This window comes from Rhodococcus sp. LB1 (assembly GCF_001583455.1).
Lineage (GTDB): Bacteria > Actinomycetota > Actinomycetes > Mycobacteriales > Mycobacteriaceae > Rhodococcus_F > Rhodococcus_F opacus.
In genome coordinates this window covers 1-23,987 of the sequence record NZ_LTCZ01000088.1, presented here as the reverse complement: position 1 = coordinate 23,987, position 23,987 = coordinate 1, and the positions used below count along the sequence as shown (strand labels likewise).

Genomic DNA, 23,987 nt, shown 5'->3' with positions numbered 1-23,987 from the left:
CCGAACACCAGCGACTCGGGGTAGCGGGCCAACACGTCGAGCAGTGCGCGGTTGATCGCGAGACCGGTGGTGAGCGGACCTTCCTCCTCCGGAAGCGGGGATCCGACGAACTGCGCGCGACCGTCCGAATCGACGCGCTCCGGCACGGCCGCGGCAGCCTCGGCGGCACTGTCGGTGAGCGGTTTCATCACCGCCGCGGGACTGTCCAGTTGAGGTAGCTCACCGACCTGCTCGGCCAGTTCGAGGACCTCGGCACGCTTCTGCTCGTAGAGGTCGAGGGCATCTGTGGGGCTCAGGCGTCCTCGCTCGACCAGCAGCTTCGCCGTGCACAGCACGGGGTCGCGGTCGAAGTCGGCGGCGATCTCCGCTGATGTCCGGTACGCGGCCTCGACATCGGATCCCGCGTGGCCCATCAACCGGACGGTGCGCAGGTGCAGGAACGCGGGCTTCCGGTGCCTGCGGACCCAGTCGGCGGCATGCTGCGCCGTCGCGTACGCCGCCGGCAGATCGGAGCCGTCCGCCTCGAAGTACTCGAGTCCCGCCCGGTCACCGAAGTTCGCGGCGATCCAGCCCTGCGGAGTCCTGGTGCTGATCCCGATTCCGTTGTCCTCGCAGACCAGTAGCAGCGGCAACGGCAACCCCTGGTAGGCAGCGTGCACCGCGGTGTTGATGGCACCGACGGCGGTGGAGTGGTTCGCGGACGCGTCCCCGAAGCTGCAGACGGCGACGGCGTCGGCCGGCCACGGCGAGGGCACGTGCACCTTCTCCGACCGGGCGATGGAGAACGCGACACCGACAGCGCGTGGGAGATGCGAAGCGATGGTGGAGGTTTGGGGAATGATATTGAGGTCGCGGCGGCCGAACACCTTGTGCCTGCCACCCGAGATCGGCTCCTCCGTCGCGGCCACGAGTCCGAGGAGGACGTCGCGCAGTGGATCACTGCCATCCACCTGCTGCGCCCGCGCCAGGAAGAAACCACCGGAACGGTAATGCAGCAGAGCGGGATCGGTGGGTCGCAGCGCGGCCGCGACGGCGGCGTTGCTCTCGTGCCCGGACGAGCCGATCGTGTAGAAACCCTTGCCCCGCGACCGCAACCAGCGGGCCGCCAGATCGAGGTGCCTGCTGCCGAGCTGGGCGTCGAAGAGGTCCAGCGCGCCCCGCACCGACAACGGGAACGGCGGCTGGATCGGATCCTCCGGACCGACGCCGGGGCGGCTCTCCCCGGGGATCAGCCCCGACACGACAGAGGTGAAGTAGTCGTCGATCTGTTCGGCCATCCCTAGATCATCCTGTGGCGCCGATCAGCGGGCAAGAGTCGCAGGATCAGAGTCTCGATGCCTCACCGTAAGGTCGACTGGTCCTCGCGCCGGTCCGTGGCGTCAGCACGACACGTACTGTGGTCACGGTGCCCCTGCGGGCGCTCCGCCGACGGCTCCGATGTTCGAGCACATGACGTTCGGCGACACTGGTGTGGAGTCGCGGGATGGCAACATGTCTGGGTCCGACTCCGCAGACCGACTGCACATTCGAGAGGCCGCTGTGATCATGAACAATTCCCCCGCTGGTGAATACACACTGGTGCGCAGTCGATGACCACGACGAGAACCAATGTCGCCGTGATCGGTACCGGCACTATGGGCTCCGCAATCATGTGGCGACTGTCGGAGCGGGGTGTTTCTGCCGTCGGTCTCGAGCAGTTCACTCCCGGGCACGATCGTGGCTCCGGGCACGGCGAGTCGCGCATCTTCAGAACCGCATATCATGAGGATCCGGCGTATGTCCCGATGCTCCGAGCCGCACTCCGAGGATGGCGGGAACTCGGTGAGCAAACCGGCGAACCCGTCCTGACGATGACCGGGGGCCTCAGTATCGGCCCCTCGACCGGCGTGATCGTGGGTGGCTCCCTCGAAGCAGCCAAGGTGCATGCTCTCACCCAGGAGATTCTCGACCCGGCCGAGTTCGGTACCCGGTTTCCTCCTCAGCGATTGCGTGAGGGGGATACCGCCATCTGGGAGAAGGACGCCGGCGTGATCAGGCCGGAACTGGCGATCACCGGCGCAGCGCGCCGTGCGTGCGAACTGGGTGCCTCTGTGCGTCCCGAGAGCCGCGTCCTGGGTATCGAGGACGGTCCCGGTGACACGGTGCTCGTGCGGCTCGACGACGAGGTCATTCGAGCCGACCACGTCGTGGTCGCGGCCGGCGCCTGGATTCCCGGCCTTCTCCCTGCCGCCCAGCTCCCGTTGACTGTGGAGCGCAAGATCCTCGCATGGTTCCCGGCCGAGGATCCGACACAGTTCGGGCCGGACCGGTTCCCGGTATTCCTGAGGGACAGCCCGGAAGGTACGTGGTACGGCTTCCCCAGCATGGACGGAAAGACGGTCAAGATCGCGCTCCATCTCGGCGGGCGCGAGACCGACCCTGACGAGTTGGATCGTGTGGTCCACGACGAGGACACCGCTCCGTTGCGGGACCTCGTTCGTCGTTATCTGCCCGGATTGGGTTCGCGCCCAGTGCGGGCCGCGGTGTGTATGTACACGAACACACCCGACGGACACTTCGTCATCGGAAATCCACCCGCCTACAGGAATGTGACGGTCATCTCCGCGTGCTCTGGTCACGGTTTCAAATTTGCACCGGTGATCGGAGAGATCGCCGCCGATCTCAGTTGCGGATCGACCCCTGAATTCCCCTTGGAGTTGTTCGACGTCAACCGATTCGCGGATTGACACACCGGAATACGGCGTCCGCGCGGTTGCGATCGAGGGGGGAGGGCCGTCGGCCCTCCCCCCTCGCCGGCTAGGCGGAGAAGTACACCGGGGGTGTCGTCGAGTCGAGTGCCAGTGCCACAGCCGCGCGGGCAGCGACGGGGCCCACCAGGTTTCCCGTCCCGTTGTACCCACCGATGGCGATGACACCGGGAAGAACCTCGGAACAGAGGGGTCGGCCGTCGGTGGTGTAACTCACGGACGCACCCCATCTCCGAACGACGTCGACGGGCTTGCCCGCCATACGTTCCGCCACTCGCTCGATGTAGCCCTGGACGTCCGGAGTGGGTGAAGTGTCGAATGTCCACTCCGTGTCGACGAAACGGTCTCGCCCGCCCCCGACGAACAGGCGCCCATCCTTCGCTTGCTGCGCGTAGTCGTATCCCCAGCGTCCGTATACAGGACACGGCAGGCGTTCGGGCAGCCCCGGCGCCGTCCCGAGCATTTGCAGGCGTGCCGTCCGGACCCGCCCCTGCAAGTCCGGGAGGACCTGTTCGAGTTTGCCGTCCACCGCGACAATGACGACAGGCGCACTGATCGAACCGTGTTCTGTTGTCACCCTTCCACTTTCCACGGCGGTGACAGCCGAGTGCTCGTACAGGCCGGCCCGCCCTCGAAGGAGTGACGCCAGCCCCAGAGCTCGACGGGAGGGGTTCATGGCCGCGTCGTCGGACAGAAACAGGCCACGCCCGAGCTCGTCGTCGTATTCTTCGACAGCGATGTCGTTGTCACGCAGCACCGTTGCCAGTGCTGCGCAATCCGCGAGTTCCACCACACGGTCGGCGGCCTCGGCGTCGTCGACAGGTTCGCCGGGCAATCCGGCGAGGCGAATGGAACCCGTCCGTGCGATGACCTCCGGACCCAGCATCTCGGCAAGCCGGTCCAACTCGAGAAGAGTTGCGCGATAGAGATCGACCGACGACGTCCCCCAGGTCGTGAGGGACGAGTGGAGGAACGTCGCCGGGCCGCCCAGGAGGAAGCCGCCGTTGCACCCCGCCGCGCCGGCCGCGACACGCCCGGCGTCGACGCCGACAACCTGCAGCCCACGTTCGACCAGGGCGCCGATCGCCGCGAGACCCGACCCGCCGAGGCCGACGACACACGCGTCGGCCGTGACGTTCTGTTCCAATACCGGAAGACCGTTCCACGACGCGACCACCGGGTCGTCGTCCCAGGCGCTCACCGAGTCACACTGGGTGGCGGATCGAAAATTCATCATCGCATTCCCTATCCTTCAGCTCGCGACGTTCCGATGTCCGAGGAAGTTGACGCGTTGCGCGAAGCCACGACCGGGCAAGTCTATGTGGCATTGCGGGCGTCGAGATAGTCACAGATGACCTTTCCAGCGGGGCAACGGTCGCTGCCGGGACCGGTGTCATGAAATGTTGCGGCGGTGTCGCTCGTCGAACCGGTGGATCTCGTCGATGACGGTCTCGACGATGCGTGACCCGGCACCACTGACGGAGGTCGCGACCGCGAGTACGCCGACCGCACTGGGCTTGTCGGCCGGGTGGGGTGTCCACGCGGGGACCACGCCGCAGTCGACCGTCACGCCGGGCGCCGGCTCTGCCCCTCGCCCGTCAGTCGTGCCCGACGTTCGCCGGGCGACGGCGAGTGCAGTACGGGTCGCGGATTCGAGCAGTTCCGCGGCAGCTCCGTCGGTCCGGGAGCAGCACATCAGATTTCCGGCGTCGTCGACCACGCTGACGGCGACGGCCGTGTCGAGTGTCGCGGCATGGCGCCGCGCGAGGTCGAGGGCGAGTTGTGCACGTGCTGCAGTGAGTGTCATGGCGTTCTCCGATGATGAATCCGCGGACGGTGCGGCTCAGCTCACCTTCTTGATCAGGTCGGCGAGCTCGGCCAGTTCGACGGCGTCGAGGTCGGTCAACGGCGCGCGCACGGGGCCGGCGGGTCGGTCGATCACCGTCATGCCGGCCTTGATGATGCTGACCGCGTAACCCTGTTTCTTGTTGCGCAGGTTGCAGTACGGGATCACGAACTCGTTGAGCGCGTTGATGACGAACGCGTTGTCTCCGCTGCGGAGTGCGTTGTAAAAGTCGAGCGCGAACTCGGGCACGAAGTTGTAGATGGCCGAGGAGTACGTGGTGACGCCGAGTGCGAGATAGGGCAGTGCGAACATCTCGGCGGTAGGCAGTCCGCCGATGTAGGTGAGCCGGTCACCGAGACTCGCGTAGATGCGGGTCATCTGCTCGATGTTGCCGACCCCGTCCTTGAACCCGACCAGGTTCGGGCAGCTGTCCGCGAGCTCCGCGACGGCGGCCTCGGTGTAGACGGCGTTGGCGCGACTGTAGATCGTCACACCGAGAGTTGTTGCGGCACACACCTCTTTGACGTGGGCGACGAGGCCGTCCTGGCTCGCCTCGGTGAGATACGGGGGCAGCAGCAGGATGCCGTGCGCGCCGACGCTCTCGGCCGACCGGGCCATCTGCACGGCGGTGGCGGTGCCGTAACCGGCGGGCGCGATCACCGGAAGACCGTCGGGTGCCTCCTGCACCGCTGCCCGGACCACCTGCTCCACCTCGGGCGGGGTGAGCGAGAAGAACTCGCCTGTGCCGCCTGCGGCGAACAACCCGGAGGCGTCGAACTGCCCGAGCCAGCCGATGTTCTCGCGGTACGCGGCCTCGTCGAACGAGTGGTCATTCTTGAAGTGGGTGACCGGGAACGACAACAGACCGGAGCCGAGCTTGTGGGCGATCTCGTGGGGGGACGCAGTGGTCATGGGTTTCGTTCTCCTCGTTCGCAATCGCGTCACTGTCGGTGCGCGCTGTGTCCACAAGGCTAGGAGCGTCAACCATTCAAGTCCAACACTAGTTATGGATCTTCTGATACCCGAAAGGTATCGTCGGTCTCGTCTGCGCTGAGGGGTCGTTCAGGAGAGGTCGAGGGCGGCGCGGACGATGCTGTCGGTGTCGATGCCGTGGTAGCGGTAGACGTCGTCGAGGGAACCGACCTGCCCGAACTTGCTGACACCGAGCGCGGCGCCGGGAACGTGGTTGATCCCGGTCAGGAATGCGAGGGTGTGCGGGTGGCCGTCGAGGACGGTCACCATCGGTGTGGCCCGGCCGGCGGGGAACACCTGGTCGAGGATCCACGACGGGCCGTCGGCGAGTCCGCGGCGGGCCTGGAACGCCTCGAACAACAGTCCGGGACTGGTCACGCACACGACGTCGGCGGCGATGCCCTGCTCGGCCAACCGGTCCGCGGCCGTGAGGGTTTCGGTGATCATCGCGCCCATCCCGACCAGCGTGACCACCGGGTTGTCGGTGTGCCGGAGGGTGTACGCCCCGGCGACGACCTGACGGCGGCGACGCTCCCGCGCCGCAGGATCGGTGGGGACGGCGGCGAGGGTCTGATCCACCGGGCGGGTCGAGAGCCGCAGATACGACGAGGAACCGTCCGGCCGTCCCAGCCGGGAGATGCTGTCGAGCAGCGTCCACTCGACGTCGATCGCGAAGGCCGGTTCGTAGCTGACGCAGCCGGGCTGCTCGAGGCCGATCGACGGGGTCTTGATCGACTGATGTGCCCCACCCTCCGCGGCCAGGGTCACCCCGGACGGGGTGCCGACCAGGATCGACTGCCCACCCGCATAGATGCCGTAGGACCAGGGCTCGAGGGCACGCTCGACGAACGGGTCGTACATCACGCCGATCGGGAACAGCGGCTGCCCCCACCGACTCCACGTCGCGCCGAGTTCACCCATCAACCCGACCAGGTTGGTTTCGGCGATGCCGAGTTCCATGTGCTGCCCGGTGGGCTTTTCCCGCCAGTGCATGATCGTCTCGGCGTCGTCGTCGAACCAGTTGCGGCGCTCGTGCGGCGACCACACCCCCACCTTGTTCAGCCACCCGGCCAGGTTGGTGGTGGACGAGACATCCGGGCTGACGGTGACCACCCGCTTCGCCGCGTCGGGGGCCTCTCGAGACAGATCCAGTAACGCCCGACCCAACGCCGCCTGCGTCGTGGACGTCCCCGACGGGGTGCGGCCGATATCGGCCGGGACCGCGGGCAGTGTGCCGAATTCGACCTTCTCCCGCCGCAACCGGTCCGCGGTCGCCGCGCACACCCGGCCCGCCGCACTGCCGGCCTCGAACCGGGCCCACGGGTGCGCCGGGTCCATACCCAGCTCGGCTGCCAACTGTTCGTACTGCTCCACCGTCAGCAGCGACGAGTGATTCTGCGGATGCCCCTGCGTCGGCAGGCCGCGGCCCTTGATCGTGTAGGCGATGATCACCGTCGGGCGGGTGTCGTCGATCTGCGCGTACGCGGCGCGCAGGGCGTCGAGGTCGTGACCGCCCAGGTTGCGGATCGCGCGCAGCAGGGTGTCGTCGTCGAGGCCGGCGATCAGCGACGCGATCGCGGCCGCATCGGGGCCGTCCCCGGGCAGCCGCCCCCGCACCTGCTCGGCGTCGCACCGCAGCAGCCGCTGATATTCGGGGTTGGGCATGTCCAGGATCCGGGTCCGCAACGACGCCCCGCCGGTCCGGGTGAACAGCGACTCGAGCAGGGTCCCGAACTTCACGGTGATCACCTGCCACCCGGCGGCCGCGAACATCGCCTCGAGCCGGCCGGCGGCGATGTTCGGCACCACCCGGTCCAGGGACTGACGGTTGAGGTCGACGATCCATACGATCTCACCGAGCTCGGACACGGACGTGTCGAGGATCGCCTCCCACACCGCGCCCTCGTCCAGTTCGGCATCGCCGACGAGGGAGTACTGCCGGCCCGTCCCCGCCGACCCGATCTGGGTGTTCACGTAGCGGCGGGCGATGGCACCCCAGATCGGGGCCGTAGCACCGATCCCCACCGAACCCGTCGAATAGTCCACCGGATCAGGATCTTTCGACCGGCTGGGGTACGACTGCAGGCCACCGAACTCCCGCAACGTCGTCAGATACTTCTCGTCCAGCTCGCCCAGCAGGTAGTTGATGCCGTGCAGCACCGGCGAGGCGTGGGGTTTGACCGACACCCGGTCACCGGGCCGGAGCTGCTCGAACCACAGCGACGTCATGATCGAGACCATCGACGCGCACGACGCCTGATGGCCGCCCACCTTCAATCCCGTCGGATTCGGGCGAACCCGGTTGGCGTGGTGGATCATCGATGTCGACAACCACAACACCCGCTTCTCGATCTCCACGAGCGCTTCCGGAGTGGCCGCGCGCGGGGTGAGCTGCGCCGTGTGGTCGTGGATCGTGCGGGCGTCGTTCATTGCTTCGTCCTTGCCTGTGAGTTCCTGGCACCGAATCCGATCCTCCTCGGCCCAGTTCGTGAGCGAGGCGGATCGGCGGTGACGGGCAGGCGGACCTGTGGGAACCGACCTCACCGCATCTTCGAGGTCTCGTGTGCAGATCTCTCACAACAGTCGACCATCGGAACGCACTTTGAGCAATACCGAGCGTCAAGTTTGAGCATCCTGCGCATGTTTGGAGCAGCCGTCGTGGTCGGCGGTTGGCAAAATGCCCAGCACGACCGCCGCCGCTACCCTCCGGCGCTACCCTGACCGGGAGGGCACTGCACCGCGCACACCGACCCAGGGGGAAAGCTTGACCACCACACCAGACCGCGTTCGCACGGCGTTCCCGGAGATCAGCTCGCGTGCGTGGGAGCACCCCGCGGATCGGGCGGCGCTGGTCACCCTGCGCACCTTGAAGGGGTTCGACACCGTCTTCCGGACCATCTCGGGTCTGTTGCAGGAGCGCCAGCACCGTCTGATGTACCTGGCCACGTCCGTGCGCGTCGACGAACGGCAGTTCAGCGATCTCCACGACCTCCGCAGCGACTGCGTGCGCATTCTCGGCGCCGACGAGACGCCCGAGCTGTTCGTGCTGCAGACCCCGGTGGTGAATGCCTTCACCATCGGCATGGACCGTCCGTTCATCGTGGTCACCACCGGACTGCTCGACGTGATGAATTACGAGGAGCAGCGGTTCATCATCGGCCACGAACTCGGGCACGCGCTGTCCGGGCACGCGGTGTATCGCACGATCCTCATGCATCTGATGCGCTTGGCCGGGACCATCGGCTGGATTCCGATCGGCGGGTGGGCGCTGCGCGCGATCATCGCCGCACTCATGGAATGGCAGCGCAAATCAGAACTGTCCGGCGACCGTGCCGGATTGCTGTGCGGGCAGGACGTCCACACCGCCCTCCGCGTGCAGCTGAAACTGGCCGGCGGCTCTCGGGTGAGCGAGATCGACACCGACGCCTTCCTGGCCCAGGCCGCGGAGTACGACGCCAGCGGCGACCTGCGCGACGGTGTCCTCAAGCTCCTCAACATCGAATTGCTCACCCACCCGTTCTCGGTGCTGCGTGCCGCTGAGTTGAAGAAGTGGGTGGACAGCGGCGCCTACGCAGCGATCCTGCGCGGCGAATACCCGCGCCGCGGCGAGGACGACGACGCCAAGATCAGCGAAGAATTCCGCAAGGCCGCGAAATCGTACAAACAGAATTTCGACACCTCGAACGACCCGCTGATCCGCATGCTCCGTGAGATCGGCAGCGGACTGGGCACCACCGTGGACGCCGTCGGAAACGGCGTCGGCGACGTCGCGGCGGACATCAAGGAGCGGTTCACGCACTGGCGCAGGAATTCCGACGGCAAGAAGGATTCCGACGGCGACAGCTAGCCGCGAATCCACCGGAGGTCGGGCGCGATTTCGCGCGCCCGACCGTTCCGGTCAGTCGGCCATCGCCTCCGCCAGCTCCTCGACCTCCTGGATGACCGGTTGGGGCACCCGCACCGGGCCGGGGGTGTAGGTCACCGACCGCAGCCTGCCGGTGAATCGGAATGTTCCACGGCGTTCCCGCAGATCCCACACGACGGGTCCGCGGGCGTCGACGCCCACCGAGATCCCGGTCCACGGCGCCATGCCGACCAGCTGGAACTGGTCGTCGAGGGTGGCCACGTCGGTGGTGACCCCGGCCGAGTCGGTGAGGGCGACGGTGAAGTTCCACCGGACGGATTCGGTGGCCTCCGCCCGCACCTGCACGCCCACCACATCCGCGCCGAGGGGAGCGGACGTGTGTGCGACGCGGCCGTAGCTGTTGACCGCGAACACGATCCGGTCGTCCTCGACGTAGAGCACGTAACCGCCGTGCGGGTCGCCGTGGGCGACGAGGACCCCTTCGTCGCCTGCGGCGATCGGGTGGGTGGCGACGTCGATGGTGAAGTCGCGGTACTGGATCAGCACACTGGACCGATAGCGTTCCAGCGTCGGCGTGCCCGCGAGGATCTTCACCGGCTCCGCGAGGCGACGCTCGTCGGGTCGCCGCTGCACGGCCTTGCGGTCGTTGAGGATCGGGAACACGGTGTTGTGCCACGCCGCCCGATCCCACGCCTCGGCGAGTTCGCGCACCTTCTCGGGGAAGAGATGCGCGACGTCCGTGGTCTCGGCCGGGTCGGATTCGACGTCGAACAGTTGCCACTGCGGATCGTCGACCCGGGTCGGATCCGTGTGCAGCGACAGCAGTTTCCAGCCGTCCCGGTAGAACCCGCGGTGACCACCGAACTCGGCGTACTGCTCCGTGTGGGGGGTGGGCTGCGCGGCGTCCCGCAGGATGTCGGCGATGCTGACACCGTCGCGTTCCTGGGCGGGACGCCCGCTCCGGTGGCGCGGAGTCTCGAGTCCCGCGAGTTCCAGGAGGGTCGGCGTGATGTCGGTGACGTACGAGTAGTGTTTGCGCAGTCCGGTGTCACCGTCGGCGCGCCCGAGACCGGCCGGCCAGGACAGCAGGAACGGAACCCGGACACCACCGGCGAACGTCTGACCCTTGTAGAACCGGAACGGGGTATTCGACGCCTGCCCCCAGCCGCGCGGGTAGTGGACACCGATCTTCTCCGAGCCGATCAGTTCCTCGTCGTGCGGAACGTCGCGCACCCAGTCCGACGGCACCGGCCCGTGCACGAATTGACTGAAGTACGACCGTGTTCCCGCTGCGCCACCCTCGGCGGTGCCACCGTTGTCGGACGTGAACACGATGATGGTGTTGTCGGTCTCGCCGAGTTCGTCGAGAGTGTCGAGTACCCGGCCCACGCTCTGGTCGATGCTGTCGACCATCGCGGCGTAGACCTCCTGGTACCGGGCGAACCGCAACTGCTCCTCTTCGGTGAGCTCGTCCCACGGCGGGGCGTCGTAGCCGGGTTCGGTGTTGCGTTCGGCCATCTGGGTGCCGGGCGGGAAGAACCCTGCCTCGAGCTGTGCATCGAAGCGGCTGCGTCGCACTGCGTCCCAGCCCTCGGTGTAGCGTCCGCGGTACTTGGCCAGGTCTTCGGGCTTGGCCTGGTGCGGTCCGTGCATCGCGATGTGCGAGAAGTACAGGAAGAACGGCTTGTCGGCGTCGTGGGCGCGCAGGCTCTTGATGCGCGAAATGGCCTTGTCCGTGATGTCGTCGGTGACGTAGTAGTCCGGCGGATACTCCTCGACGTCGACCACGGAGTTGTCCGAGATCAGCTCGTTCGGGTAGTAGAACGAATTCAACCCTTCGAGCGAGCCGTAGTAGCTGTCGAATCCACGCTGCAGGGGCCAGGAGTCGCGGGTGCGGCCCGGCGCGAGGTTGGTGTCGCGTGCGAGATGCCACTTGCCGACCGCGTGCGTGGCATACCCGTTCGCGCGCAGAATCTCCGCGAGGCTGAGCGCGTCGTCGGCGAGTTCCATCCGCAGTCCGGGGAAGCCGGGATCGAAGTTGGCCACGCTGCCGTAGCCTGCGCGGTGCGGGTTCAGTCCGGTGAGCAGCGCCGCGCGAGCCGGTGAGCAGACCGAGGTGGTGTGATAGTTCGACAGCCGGTAGCCGCTGTCGGCGAGCCGGTTCAGGTTGGGGGTGTCGATCTCGGAGCCGAACGGTCCGATGTCCGAGTAGCCCATGTCGTCGATGAGGATGACCACGATGTTCGGCGCACCGGCGGGGGCCTTCGTCTCCGGCGCCCACCACGGCGTCGACTCCGCACTCGTCCGCCCGACATGTCCGCCGAATCCGTCGTACCCTCGCGCACCCGGGGGGAGTTGCTGTCCCCCGGAACCCTGCCCGTCTCCGCTGGTTGCCGAATCCGTCACAATCACAATCCCTTTCACTATCCGAGGCGTGTTTCCCCACAGAATCGGAGGAATATTTCCCCGTGCAATCCGGGAAATACTACGGTCGCCCACGAGCCCGTCGAGTAGTTAGAATCATGCAGATTTCAACCACTGATCGAACTTGGTCGGTTATCCGAGCCGGTGCTAGCTTCGATCCCGTGGGTACCCCGACCAGCTGCGACCGCGCCTCCATGCGGTGTCGCTGCCGTAGCTGAACGTCCCCTCACGCCTCTCGTCATCCGGACGACTCGATCCGGGGTGTTCACGGGTTCCGCGTCTCTCCTGCCCTTCCCACTTCCCTTCGGGTGACCCTTAGGACACAGCCATGTCTTCTCGTTTCCGCACGCCGACCACGCACCGGCGACGGGGCCTTGTCGTGTCGGCGGTTGTCGCTGCCCTCGTCGTGCTGGTCACCGGGTGCACCTCGGCGGTCGGCCTGCAGCGGTCGGGTACGGAAGCGGTGCTCCAACCCGGAGAAGACGTGCCCACAGGCGGGACGGCGCGGATCGGTGTCGGTGCCGACCTCATCCCCGCGACGTTCCTGTCGCTGGGCAACAACCCCACCAACGGCGGAGTCTCGGCCAACGTCTTCGACACTCTGGTCCAGTACCCGCACGGCAGTCTCGAGCCCGAACCCCGGCTGGCCACCTCGTGGCGGCTGTCGGACGACGGACGACGACTGGAGTTGGCGCTGCGTGACGACGTCCGCTTCCACAACGGCAAGGAATTCACGTCGAGAGACGTCGAATTCACGTTGCGGACCTACACCGATCCCAGTTGGAACGCCCAGTTCCGGCGGACCGCGGCGGCGATCACCGCGTTCGACACCAGCGACCCCCACCGCATCGTGCTCACCCTGTCGCAGCCGACCGGGAACATCTTCGACCTCCTGGCGGTCGCGCCCATCCTCGACGGCGACACCGTCGACGGACTGAAGGACGGGCGGGTGTTCAACGGCACCGGCCCGTTCACGTTCGTCTCCTGGCAACCGAAGGTCGCACTGTCGCTGGCCCGCAACCCCGACTACTGGGGTGATCCGCCCCACCTGGACGGCGTGACGTTCGCCGTCGTCTCCGACGATCAGGCGCTGGTGACCAAATTGCGGACCGGCCAGATCGACGCCGCCTACGATCTGCCCTCCCTCGACGCCGAACTCGCCGTCTCCCGGGGCGGGTTCCGCTCCCACGTACTGGAGGGCGCTGAGTCCGACCAGTACATCGGGATCAACGTCTCCGCACCGCCACTGAACGACGTACGGGTTCGGCAGGCGATCGCATACGCGATCGACCGTGACCGCATCCTCACCGACGTGTACCGCGGCAAGGGTTACGCCTCGAGCCTGCCGTGGCCGCGGACCTCGCCCGCCTACGACGAACAGACCGCGAACACCTACGGGCGGGACGTGAAACGGGCGCGCGCACTCGTCGCCGAGATCGGTGACGTCCCGACCATCCCGCTGAACTACCCCGCCGACCGCACCTCCCGGATCATCGCGGAGATCATCCAGGCGAACCTTCGCGACGTGGGCATCGACGTCGACCTGATCCCCACCGACGCAGCCCAGATGACCAGTCTGCTGGTGGCCGGCCAGTTCCCGGGTTTGTGGGTCACCCAGCACGGCTTCGCGCAGATGACCCCGTCCACCCTGGCCGTGGCGGCCTTCCCGTTCAACGCGGTGAAGAACGCCTCCAACTTCCTCGACCCGGAGTACCAGGCGCATGCGGTGGCGGCCTGGCAGCAGCAGGACCCCACGTCACCCGCGGCGATCGACGCCTACCGCGCGCTGAACGCGGACCTGCTGGAGTCGCTGTTCCTGGTGGAGATCGGGGTGGTGCAGACCGAGGTCGTGGTGTCCACCGACCTCGGCGGGTTCGACTGGTCCCGCACCAACGATCCGCGCTTCGATTCCACGTACCTGCTGCGCACCTGATCCGGCGACCGCCCGCACACCCACCGACACAGGACTCGACATCATGGTGACCTATCTGGCCAGGCGGCTCCCGTCGGCCGTCCTCGTACTCTTCCTCGCCTCACTCCTCATCTTCGCGATCCTCCGCCTGGTTCCCGGCAGCCCGGAGGAGACGCTCGCCGGTGCGGATGCCTCGCCGGAACAGTTGGCGGCCGTGCGCGCCGATCTCGGTCTCGACCGGCCGCTGGTGGCGCAGTACCTGTCCTGGCTCGGTTCCCTGTTCCGCTTCGACCTCGGCAAGTCCTACATCGTCGGCGGGTCGATCGGTGACCTGATCGCCTACGGTGCCCAGAACACGGTGGTGCTGGCGGCGTCCGCCCTGCTGATCGCGGTGGTGTACGCGCTCGTTGTCAGCACCGCTTCGGTGATCTTCCGCAATCGGCTGATCGACGCCGTTGTGACGGTGAACAACTCGATCGCGGCGGCGCTGCCCATCTTCATCACCGGGACGCTGCTGGTGCTCGTGTTCGGGATCCTGTGGCCGATCCTGCCGTCGGGCGGGACCCCACCGGACGGGTTCCTGACCCGGCCCGACATCGCCGCGCAGTATCTGATCCTCCCGGCGATCACCTTGGCGATCCCGGTGGGCGCCGCCCTGACCCGATTCCTGGTGGAGGCCTTGCACACCGAGCTGCGGCAACCGTATGTCGTGACGGCACAGTCGATCGGCGTCAGCCGCCGCCGCATCGTGCTGGCGCACGCGCTGCCGAATGCACTGCCGTCGGTGTTGACCGTTCTCGGACTGACGGTGGGCGGGCTGCTCGGTGGGGCCGTGCTGGTGGAGTCGATCTTCGTCTGGCCCGGCCTGGGGCTTCTCACCGAGGAGGCGATCAACAGCCGTGACTATCCGCTCGTGCAGGTGTTGCTGGTCCTCTCCGTCGCGGTGTTCGTGGTGCTGCAACTGCTCACCGACGTCGCCCACGCCTGGCTGGATCCCCGTATCCGATTGGGAGGACAGGCATGAGTGAGCTGGTCGATCGAAATGTGGCGACACCGGAAGCGTCGCTTCCCGGCGGCCCCGCAGACGTCCGGCCCGGCCTGGTCCCGGAAACCCCGGCGGATCGGGATCCACGCCGCGGCACGGAACCGTTGTGGCGCAGCCTGACACACGGCCGAGGTCTGGTCGGCGCGGTGCTCGTCGGGATCGTGGTGCTCCTCGGGGCGCTCGCCCCGGTGCTGGCACCGTTCGCGCCGGACGATCAGTTGGACGCGTCGTTCCTCCTCGGCCCGAGTTCCACGCACTGGCTGGGCACCGACGACGTGAACCGCGACGTGTTGTCGCGGGTGTTGTTCGGGATCCGCGCCGACCTGGTGATCGTGTTTGTCGCGGTGCCGGTCGGCGCGATACTCGGATCACTGATCGGTCTGGTGGCCGGCATCCGGGGATACACCGACGTCGTCGCGCAGCGCGTGTTCGACGTGATCCTCGCGTTCCCGGCACTCGTTCTGGCGATCGCCTTGACCGCCGTGCTCGGGCCCGGAGTCCGCGCGATCGTGCTGGTGATCGTCCTCGCCGAGATACCTGTGTTCGGCAGGCTCATACGTACGTCCGTATTGGAGGTGCGCGAACTTCCCTACGTCGAGGCCGCCGTGGTCTCGGGTGCGAGCGTCGGCTGGGTTCTGCGCAAGCACGTTCTGCCGAACTCGATAGAACCGCTGGGAGTACAACTGGCACTGTCGATGTCGATCGCCGTGTTCATCGAGGGCGCGATGAGCTTCCTCGGCATCGGTGTGGTTCCACCGACTCCGTCACTCGGCTCCATCCTCAGCGACGGCAACCGCTATCTCGAGACCAACCCGCTGTTCGCGGTCGGCCCCCTGGTGGTCGTCTCCCTGCTGACACTCGGCTTTCTGCTGATCTCCCAGGCATTCGCGCACGCGCGGCGCCTGTAGAAAGGACCACCTTCGTGACCGCAGCACCCACGACCCCCGCCCTCGACGTGACGGACTTGCAGGTGGCGTTCAGCCACCCGCGCCCCGCCGTCCGGAGCATCGGTCTCCGCGTGAACCGGGGTGAGATCGTTGCGCTCGTCGGCGAATCCGGATCCGGCAAGTCGATCACGGCCCGCGCCGCGATGGGCCTGCTTCCGCCCACCGCTACAGCGACCGGTTCCGTGAAAGTCGACGGCGTCGAGGTGCTCGGCGCGTCCGAACGCGAACTCGGGGCCATCCGCGGCGGGCGGGTCGCGATGGTCTTCCAGGAGCCGCAGACGGCGCTCAATCCTGTGCGGACGGTTGGCTGGCTGATCGGTGAGGCCTTGCGTGCGCACGGCCGCTCGGGACGGAAGCAGTTGCGCGACCGCGCGATCGAACTGCTGACCCTCGTGGAGATCCCGGAGCCGGACAAGCGCGTCGACTACTTCCCGCATCAGCTCTCCGGCGGCCAGAAGCAGCGTGTGGTCATCGCCCTGGCGCTGGCCAACGACCCCGTCCTACTCCTGGCCGACGAACCCACCACCGCGCTCGACGTCACGGTGCAGGCCGAGATCCTCTCCCTGCTCCGCCGACTGCGTGATCGAACGAATGCCGGCATCCTGCTGATCACCCACAACCTGGGTGTCGTCGCCGATATCGCCGACAGCGTGGTGGTGCTGCAACTCGGCGAGGTCGTCGAACGGGGAGAAGTCACCGAGATCTTCGCTCGACCCGAGCACGAATACACCCGACACCTGCTCGACTCGGTCCTGCGGCTGCCGCAGCCGAGTGACGTAGCAGAACCGGTCGCCGAGGTCGCCGACCCGACCACGCCGGTCCTGGACGTCGACACCGTGTCGGTCGTCTACCCGGGCCGACGTGGTCAGGCAGCGTTCCGCGCGCTCGACAACGTCTCACTGAAGCTGGCCGCTGGTGAGGTGCTCGGCGTGGTCGGTGAATCCGGCTCGGGAAAAACTACTTTGGGTCGGACGATCGCCGGATTGATTGCACCGGCGACCGGGACGATCCGCGTCGACGGCCGTGATGTCGCCGCCACCCGCGGATCGGCGCTGCGGGAACTGCGTCGTCGGCTGGCTTTCGTGCCGCAGGATCCCGCCGCCTCGCTCGACCCCCGCTTCACGCTCGAGGAGAGCATCGCCGAGCCCCTCGACATCCATCGGGTCGGCACCCGCGCCGAGCGGCGCAAGAAGGTTGTCGACCTGCTGGATGCGGTCCGGCTGCCGGCGTCGTTCGCCACCCGGCTGCCGTCCGAGTTGTCCGGCGGGCAGCGTCAACGGGTCGCGTTGGCCCGGGCCCTCGTGCTGGAACCCAACCTGCTGATCGCCGACGAACCGACCAGCGCCCTGGACGTCTCCGTGCAGGCCGACGTGCTCGAACTGTTCGCCACCCTCCAGCGGGAGCTCGGCTTCGCGGCCGTGTTCATCAGCCACGACCTCGCCGTGGTCGAGCGGGTGTCCACCACGGTCGCCGTGCTCCGGGCCGGACACCTGGTCGAGACCGGCCCCGCCACGAGCGTGCTGACCCACCCGCAGCACGACTACACCCGACGCCTCGTGGCCGCTCTGCCCATACCGGACCCCGTGGCGCAGCGTGCCCGGCGACAGGCGACGGCAGCTTTGTGACCTGCATCGCCGGAAACAAGGCGGATAACGTGATCTGCGCTATGAAAGCGGCGACTTTTACACGGGCGTAAGAAATCCAGGACAGGCTGTGCGAAGGCTTGTCCACCGGCGGTCGTCGGTGTCGGCAGGCGATAGAAAATGTGCTCCTGCCCACGTGTGACCGTCCAGAAAGCTGTACCACTGTGCTCCAGCTCATCTCGATACTCGCCTTTCTCCGAAGGGTCGGCTCCACCGCTCTGCCGTCGGTGCGCGCTTCGTTGCTTCGCTTCGCGGGGTACCTGGTGCCGATCGCACAGACGGCGGTCACCGCGGGGGCGGCGTGGTGGGTGTCGGTCGAGGTGGCCGGTCACGAGCAGCCGCTGCTGGCCCCGCTGGCGGCGGTCGTGTGCCTGAGTGTCGCGCGGGGTGCCCGCAGTCGTCGGGCCGGCGAGTTGATCGCGGGCGTCACCATCGGAACGATCGTCTCGGACGTCGTCGTGCGGTACATCGGCAACGGGCCGTGGCAGATCTGCCTCGTCGTGGCAGTGGCGATGTCTTTTGCGGTGCTCCTCGACGGTGGTTCGGTGATCGTCCTGCAGGCGGGTTCGTCGGCGGCGTTGGTCGCAGCCATGGCATCCGCCACGAGCGCCCACCCGTTCGACCGTGTCGTGGACGCACTGATCGGGGGTGCGCTCAGCCTGGTGGCGCTGTCCGTGTTGCCCACCGACCCCGTGCGGCGGACGCGCCGGTGCGCCGCCGGCGTGCTGGACAGCGTGGCCGCAGCCCTCCGGCAGACGTCGAAGGGACTGGCAGCGGGCGATGTCTCCGCACTGGAGGACGCTCTCGCACTTGCCCGTTCGACGCAGTCGACCATCGACAGCATGCGCGTCGAACTCCGCTCCGGATCCGAGGTGGCCCGGATCTCACCGATCCACTGGCGGGGGCGACGCCGCATCGGCCGGCTGGCATCGATTGCCGACCCGATCGACAACGCCGCACGCAACACCCGGGTCCTGGTGCGGCGCGCCCTGATCGCCACGTACGACGGCGAACGAGTCGACCCGCAGCTGGCGGACGCCATCTCCGATCTCGCGCACCTCGCCGACCGGATGCGGCTGATGATTCTCGCGACTCCCGCGAAGAAGCCCAACGAAATCCAGATCAGCGACGAACTCGAACGATTCGCGCGCTCACTGCCGCAGCAGGAGATCTCGGCAGGGTTCTCCGCAGCGGTCGTCTCCGCGCAGGTCCGATCCATCGTCATCGACTTCTTCGAAGTGTGCGGCATCCCCCGTGCCGTCTGCCGGCCGATGCTGCCCCGTCCCGCCCACTACGCGGGCGCCGCGTAGAGCAAGACTCAGGACATCTCGAGCCGGCACTGTTCGGGCGCGCGAGAATTGTCGATGACGCAGAACCGGTTGCCCTCGGTGTCCTCCAGCACGACGAAGTCCGATTCCTCGGGGTACCGGTCCCACGGCACCCGCTGCGCGCCGAGACCGACGAGTCGTTTGATTTCCGCGGCCTGATCCGTGCTGTCGCGGGCGTGCAGGTCGAGGTGCAGCCGAGGCTCGGGTTCCGCGTCGTGTTCGCTCTGCTGGATCGCCAACACCGGCCGGCCGTCGGGCTGCCTCAGGTTGGTGAAGCCGTTGTCGCCGACGGGCGGGAGCGCAGTCAACCCGAGTGCCTCGGTCCAGAACCTGGTTGCACGTCCGACGTCGCGTGCTCCGATCACGGTCGTTCCCAAGATGAGCATGAACCGAATTTATCCGCTGCGCCGGGCCGGGGTGGACGATGTGGGGTGTGGATTTCGAGGACCTGGCATTGCGACCCCTCGCCGAGCGGTTGTGCCACATCGACGGCGTCGTCGGCGTCACCCTCGGCGGCAGCCGCGCCCGAGGGACGCACACGGCGGAATCCGATTACGACCTGGGCGTCTACTACCGCGGGACCCTCGACACCGACGGGCTGAACGACCTCGCGCGGGAGTGGGCGGGCGCCTCTGCATCGGCGACCCGGACGGGTGAGTGGGGACCGTGGGTCGACGGTGGTGCGTGGCTGTCGTTCGACGGCCGGGCGGTGGACTGGCTGTACCGCGACCTCGACCGGGTGACCGCGGTGTGGCAGGACACCCAGCAGGGTGTTTACGGGTTTCACGCACAGACCGGTCACCCGTTCGGGTTTGCTGACTTCGCCTACGCGGGCGAACTCGCGTCGGCGGTGATCCTCGCCGATCCGTCCGGAGGCATCGCGGCGCTCCACACCGACATGCAGCACTACCCGGACCTCCTGCGTGAAGCCCTGGTCCGGCGACTGTGGGAGGCGGACTTCGTCACCGTGCTGGCCCGCAAGGCGATCACGCGTGCCGATGCGACGTATGTGGCGGGTTGCCTGTTTCGCGCGGTGTGCCTGTGCGCCCACGCCTTACACGCGCATGCCCGGCGCTGGGTGATCAACGAGAAGGGCGCCGTTGCTGCCGCCGGTGCCCTGCCGAACGCACCCACCGACTTCACCGCTCGCGCTCACGCCGTCCTCGGCCGGCTCGGAACCACGCCCGACGATCTGACCGCCGCCCTCGCCCTGGCCGAACAACTCGTCGAGGACACCCGGAACGCCTGTCCCCTGACGTGAGCGTGCGAACCCTCAGCCGTTCTCCCCGAACCGCCCCCGGGCCTCGACCGGAATCAGCGGCTTCTCCGCCCGCGCCTTGATCTGCTGGACCGCCCACGTATTGCCGTCGGGATCGGCGAATCCGAAGAAGGTTCCCCCGTCGCGCTCGTCGAACACGGTGATCTCACTGACCTCGACACCCCGATCGAGCAACTCTTGGCGGGCGGCGGCGGCATCGGCGACCACCAACTGCAGTCCCCTCATCGACCCGGGTGCCATCTCCGTCTGCGACGGGAGATCGCCGATCACGATCGAGCAGCCCGAACCGGTGGGGGTCAGCTGAACGACGTGCATGTGCTCGTTGGCGGTGTCGTGATCGAGATGGAAGCCGAGCTTGTCGCGGTAGAACGCGACGGAACGATCGATGTCACTGACGGGCAGAACGACCACTTCGAGTGTCCAGTCCATGATGCGAGTTCCTCCGTATAGGTGAGGAGCGAAATTGCTCCGCATCAGATGGTGGCGCATCGGGGACATCGGTGCCGTCGTTCTGCCCAGAACTCGGGGTTACCAGCCGCGCAACCGGTCCGGGGTGACGCGGACGAGCGTCGAGTAGTCCTGCCGGAACTTCTCGGGCGTGTAATCCAGACCGGCCATGTGCTCGCGGTACTTCTCGACGTAGGTCTCCCACTCCTCCGCCGTGGGACCGTCCGTGTCGACATGGGCCTTCCCCGTGAACACCGACACGTCACCGCCATTCGGACTGCTGTTGAAATTGAGCGCGACCTGCGGATTCTTGCCGATGTTCGCGAGCTTGGCGGTGGCCGGTCGACTGAAGATCAGGAACTCGGTGCCCGACCAGCTGAACCACACCGGCGTGGGAACGGGCGTGTCGTTGCGACCGACGGTCGTCAGCCACACGATGGCTTCGTGGGCCAGCCGGTCGGCGACGGATTCGGTGATCGCGGACGCTGAAAGAGTCATGGCGTTCTCGGATCGAATGCGTTCAGCCGTGCGCGTGCAGCGGCTTTCCCGACAACGCCAGCATCGCTTCGCCCAGTGCTTCGTTCTGGGTGGGGTGCGCGTGGACGAACGGCGCGACGTCGGTGGGCAGAGCCTCCCAGGCGACGGTTAGTTGGGCCTCGCCGATCAGCTCGCCGACGCGGTCGCCGACCATGTGCACACCCACCACCGGGCCGGCGTCGCCGGCTCGGACGACCTTGATTCCGCCCGACGTCTTCAGGATCTGGCTCTTGCCGTTGCCTGAGAGGTCGTACACGACGGACGTGACGTCGCCGTACCGTTCGCGGGCGGCGTCCTCGGTGAGTCCGACGGACGCGACCTCGGGGTGCGAGTACGTCACCCGCGGAACGAGATGCTCGGCCACGGGAACGGGATCGAGGCCGGCGATCTCTTCGGCAACGAATACGCCCTGCTGAAAGCCGCGGTGCGCCAGTTGAAGTCCGGCCACGATGTCCCCGACGGCGTACACACCGTCGACGTGGGTGCGCAGCCGCTCGTCGGCGACGACGAACCCACGGTCCAGGGTGATGCCGTGTTCCGCGAACCCGCTGTCGCCGGTGCGCGGACCACGCCCCACCGCCACCAGCAGGATCTCCGCCTCGAGGGTGTCGCCGCCCTCGAGTTCCACGAGAACGCCGTCCGCGGTTTCCTTCGCCGCGGCGACCGTCACGCCCGTGCGGGCGGTGATACCGCGCTTGCGGAATGCGCGTTCGAGTTGCTTCGAGCACCACGGATCCTCCGCCGCGACCAGGTGGGGGAGCGCCTCGACGACAGTCACCTCCGCGCCGAACGACGCCCAGACGCTGGCGAATTCGACGCCGATCACGCCGCCGCCGAGAACGATGGTCTTCTTCGGGACAAACCCGAGGTTCAGTGCGTCGTCACTGGTGACGATGCGCTCACCGAGCTCGATGGACGGCACTGTCCGCGCGTAGGAGCCGGTAGCGAGCACCACGGACGTCCCGGTGTAGCGGGTGCCGTCCACCTCGATCGTCCTGTCTCCGACATACTTTCCGTGCCCGTTCACGACGCTGATCTCGAGATGGGCGACCAGCCCCCGCAGTCCCCTGTGCAACCGGTCGATCGTGTCGTTCTTGTAGCGGTGTACCGCCTCGATGTCGATGCCGTCGAACGTCGTTCGCACGCCGAACGCGGAACCGGTCCGCGCGGTGTCGGCGACCTCGGCGGAGTGGAGCAGCGCCTTGGTCGGGATACAGCCCCGGTGCAGGCAGGTTCCGCCGATCTTGTCCGCCTCGATCACCGTCACCGACAGCCCGAGCTGCGCGGCCCGGACGGCGCAGGCGTAGCCGCCGGAACCGCCACCGAGGATCAGGATGTCACTGTGCGTGTCGAACATCTACAGCCTCCCCAGCACGGTGATCGGGTTCTCGAGGTAGTCGGCGAACAATCTGAGGAACCCGCCCGCGACACCGCCGTCGCACACGCGGTGATCGAAGCTCAACGACACCTGGGTGACCTTCCGAACGGCCAACTGCCCGTCCACGACCCACGGTTTGTCGACGATGCGGCCGACACCGAGGATCGCGGCCTCGGGATGGTTGATGATCGGGGTCGAACCGTCCACACCGAAGACGCCGTAGTTGTTGAGGGTGAACGTGCCACCCGTCAGCCGTGCCGGCGGGAGCGTCCCCTCACGGGCCAGCGCCGTCGTGTCCCGCAGTTGCCGGGCCAGTTCGACGGTGGTGAGCGAGTCGGCCTGCTCGATCACCGGGACGACCAGGCCGCGCGGTGTCTGCGCCGCGATGCCGAGGTGGACGTGACCGTATCGGACGATCTCGTTGCGTTCGGTGTCGACGGTCGAGTTCAGTTCCGGGTACTGGTTCAGCGCCGCGAGGGCCAGACGCGCGAGCAGGGCCATCAGGCTCACGCCGGCGTCGAGGGCGGCATTGATTGCCCGGCGGGCGGCGAGGAGATCGGTGGCGTCCACATCCACCCAGGTTGTCGCGTCCGGGATTTCACGGCGGCTCGTCGAGAGCTTGTCGGCGACCGCTTTCCGCAGGCCCTTGATCGGAATCCGCTGTACGTCGGCCGTCGCGGGTGGCGCGGCGAGTGCCCGCTCGACGTCGGCGCGGTTGATCACACCGCCGGGACCGCTCCCGGGCAGCCGCGACAGGTCGAGGCCGTTCTGCCGCGCGAGGTTGCGAACGACCGGCGAGATGACCCGTGGCGCAACACCGGTGCGGTTCGGTTCCGGCGGTGTGACCTCGCGTGTCACGCCGACGCGACGCCGACGCCGGCGGGTGTCCTCGCTGGTGCCGTACCCGATCAGGACGTTGCCCGAGCCGGCTTTTTCTTCTTCGCGGTACTGCGCGTGTGCGGCGGGGGTTCCGCTGACGGTGATCAGCGGGGTGCCCACCTGCAGCGTCGAGCCTTCGTCGCCGTGTAGGGAGATCACCGTGCCCTCGAAGGGAATCGGCACCTCGACCGCGGCTTTCGCGGTTTCGACCTCGACGACCACCTGGTCGATGGTGACGGTGTCGCCGACCTCAACTTTCCATTCGGCGATGTCGGCCTCGGTGAGTCCTTCGCCGAGGTCGGGGAGCAGGAAGACCTGGTTGCTCATGCGGTCACCGCCCAGCGGGTGTCGGCGGAGTCGTTCCACTGCAACCGGTCGACGCTGTCGAGGACGCGGTCGACGCTCGGCAGGTGGAGGCGTTCGAGTTTCGGCGCCGGGTACGGGATGTCGAATCCGCTGACCCTCAGCACCGGCGCGTGCAGGTGATGGAAGCAGCGTTCCTGGACGCGGGCGGCGATCTCGGCGCCGACACCGGCGAATCCCTGCGCCTCTTGAATGACGATGCAGCGACCGGTCTTCCGGACCGATGCCATGACGGTCTCGTCGTCGAACGGCACGATCGACCGCAGGTCGATCACCTCGATGTCGTGGCCCTCCGCAGCGGCCGCTTCGGCGGATTCGAGCGCGACGGACACCGACGGCCCGTACGCGACGATGGTCGCGTCCCGGCCGGGACGC

20 protein-coding genes are annotated in these 23,987 nt (G+C 67.4%); 8 read left to right on the top strand and 12 right to left on the bottom strand.

Going from position 1 to position 23,987, the window contains the following annotated elements; genetic code table 11:
- Positions 1 to 1,277, bottom strand: a 1,277-nt coding sequence (locus AZG88_RS15490) for a thiamine pyrophosphate-dependent enzyme (protein ID WP_269455039.1), incomplete at its 3' end; no start/stop codon positions are given.
- Between the two features lie 312 nt (positions 1,278 to 1,589).
- Between AZG88_RS15490 and solA the strand changes: the two genes are divergently transcribed.
- Complete coding sequence (gene solA, locus AZG88_RS15485; protein ID WP_061040582.1) at positions 1,590 to 2,726, top strand: N-methyl-L-tryptophan oxidase; 1,137 nt, start codon at positions 1,590 to 1,592, stop codon at positions 2,724 to 2,726.
- Positions 2,727 to 2,796: 70 nt separating this feature from the next.
- Here the strand turns inward: solA and AZG88_RS15480 are convergent, their stop codons facing one another.
- The 4 genes from AZG88_RS15480 to AZG88_RS15465 all read right to left on the bottom strand — a co-directional run bounded on the left by AZG88_RS15480 (position 2,797) and on the right by AZG88_RS15465 (position 7,995).
- On the bottom strand, positions 2,797 to 3,948 hold the full coding sequence (locus tag AZG88_RS15480; protein ID WP_231914020.1) for an NAD(P)/FAD-dependent oxidoreductase: 1,152 nt from the start codon (positions 3,946 to 3,948) through the stop codon (positions 2,797 to 2,799).
- 192 nt (positions 3,949 to 4,140) lie between these two features.
- A complete protein-coding gene (locus AZG88_RS15475) occupies positions 4,141 to 4,554 on the bottom strand; it encodes a heme-binding protein (RefSeq protein ID WP_061040584.1) in 414 nt (137 codons plus the stop codon).
- 36 nt (positions 4,555 to 4,590) lie between these two features.
- On the bottom strand, positions 4,591 to 5,505 hold the full coding sequence (gene kdgD / locus AZG88_RS15470) for a 5-dehydro-4-deoxyglucarate dehydratase (RefSeq protein ID WP_061040585.1): 915 nt from the start codon (positions 5,503 to 5,505) through the stop codon (positions 4,591 to 4,593).
- 150 nt (positions 5,506 to 5,655) lie between these two features.
- Positions 5,656 to 7,995: a transketolase-like TK C-terminal-containing protein gene (locus tag AZG88_RS15465; RefSeq protein ID WP_231914019.1), complete on the bottom strand. Its 2,340-nt coding sequence runs from the start codon at positions 7,993 to 7,995 to the stop codon at positions 5,656 to 5,658.
- Positions 7,996 to 8,329: 334 nt separating this feature from the next.
- Here AZG88_RS15465 and AZG88_RS15460 point away from each other — a divergent pair, with 334 nt between their 5' ends.
- A complete protein-coding gene (locus AZG88_RS15460) occupies positions 8,330 to 9,412 on the top strand; it encodes a M48 family metallopeptidase (protein WP_061040614.1) in 1,083 nt (360 codons plus the stop codon).
- Between the two features lie 51 nt (positions 9,413 to 9,463).
- Here the strand turns inward: AZG88_RS15460 and AZG88_RS15455 are convergent, their stop codons facing one another.
- Positions 9,464 to 11,836, bottom strand: a complete 2,373-nt coding sequence (locus AZG88_RS15455) for an arylsulfatase (protein WP_061040615.1) — start codon at positions 11,834 to 11,836, stop codon at positions 9,464 to 9,466.
- Positions 11,837 to 12,182: 346 nt separating this feature from the next.
- Here AZG88_RS15455 and AZG88_RS15450 point away from each other — a divergent pair, with 346 nt between their 5' ends.
- The 5 genes from AZG88_RS15450 (at position 12,183) to AZG88_RS15430 (ending at position 18,711) form a co-directional block, all read left to right on the top strand.
- Entirely contained in the window at positions 12,183 to 13,787 is a 1,605-nt protein-coding gene (locus AZG88_RS15450; protein WP_061040587.1) for an ABC transporter substrate-binding protein, read from the top strand.
- A gap of 43 nt (positions 13,788 to 13,830) precedes the next feature.
- A complete protein-coding gene (locus AZG88_RS15445; RefSeq protein ID WP_061040588.1) occupies positions 13,831 to 14,790 on the top strand; it encodes an ABC transporter permease in 960 nt (319 codons plus the stop codon).
- Positions 14,787 to 15,719, top strand: a complete 933-nt coding sequence (locus tag AZG88_RS15440) for an ABC transporter permease (protein ID WP_061040589.1) — start codon at positions 14,787 to 14,789, stop codon at positions 15,717 to 15,719. The genes AZG88_RS15445 and AZG88_RS15440 overlap by 4 nt, the downstream gene beginning before the upstream one ends.
- 14 nt (positions 15,720 to 15,733) lie before the next feature.
- Positions 15,734 to 17,383 carry a dipeptide ABC transporter ATP-binding protein gene (locus AZG88_RS15435; protein ID WP_061040590.1) on the top strand — a complete coding sequence of 550 codons (1,650 nt, stop codon included), beginning with the start codon at positions 15,734 to 15,736 and terminating at the stop codon, positions 17,381 to 17,383.
- 182 nt (positions 17,384 to 17,565) lie between these two features.
- Complete coding sequence (locus tag AZG88_RS15430) at positions 17,566 to 18,711, top strand: FUSC family protein (RefSeq protein WP_061040591.1); 1,146 nt, start codon at positions 17,566 to 17,568, stop codon at positions 18,709 to 18,711.
- A gap of 8 nt (positions 18,712 to 18,719) precedes the next feature.
- Here AZG88_RS15430 and AZG88_RS15425 read toward each other — a convergent pair whose 3' ends face one another.
- Positions 18,720 to 19,115, bottom strand: a complete 396-nt coding sequence (locus AZG88_RS15425; protein WP_061040592.1) for a VOC family protein — start codon at positions 19,113 to 19,115, stop codon at positions 18,720 to 18,722.
- A 38-nt stretch (positions 19,116 to 19,153) separates the two neighbouring features.
- Between AZG88_RS15425 and AZG88_RS15420 the strand changes: the two genes are divergently transcribed.
- On the top strand, positions 19,154 to 19,990 hold the full coding sequence (locus AZG88_RS15420; protein WP_061040593.1) for a nucleotidyltransferase domain-containing protein: 837 nt from the start codon (positions 19,154 to 19,156) through the stop codon (positions 19,988 to 19,990).
- A gap of 12 nt (positions 19,991 to 20,002) precedes the next feature.
- Here the strand turns inward: AZG88_RS15420 and AZG88_RS15415 are convergent, their stop codons facing one another.
- From AZG88_RS15415 to AZG88_RS15395, 5 genes are all read right to left on the bottom strand, one after another.
- Entirely contained in the window at positions 20,003 to 20,437 is a 435-nt protein-coding gene (locus tag AZG88_RS15415) for a VOC family protein (RefSeq protein WP_061040594.1), read from the bottom strand.
- Positions 20,438 to 20,536: 99 nt separating this feature from the next.
- On the bottom strand, positions 20,537 to 20,953 hold the full coding sequence (locus tag AZG88_RS15410; protein WP_061040595.1) for a TIGR03667 family PPOX class F420-dependent oxidoreductase: 417 nt from the start codon (positions 20,951 to 20,953) through the stop codon (positions 20,537 to 20,539).
- 22 nt (positions 20,954 to 20,975) lie between these two features.
- Complete coding sequence (gene lpdA / locus AZG88_RS15405; protein ID WP_061040596.1) at positions 20,976 to 22,349, bottom strand: dihydrolipoyl dehydrogenase; 1,374 nt, start codon at positions 22,347 to 22,349, stop codon at positions 20,976 to 20,978.
- Entirely contained in the window at positions 22,350 to 23,576 is a 1,227-nt protein-coding gene (locus AZG88_RS15400; RefSeq protein ID WP_061040616.1) for a dihydrolipoamide acetyltransferase family protein, read from the bottom strand.
- Positions 23,573 to 23,987: transketolase C-terminal domain-containing protein (locus tag AZG88_RS15395; RefSeq protein ID WP_331712268.1), on the bottom strand; the 415-nt coding region annotated here is incomplete at its 5' end. The genes AZG88_RS15395 and AZG88_RS15400, both read right to left, overlap by 4 nt.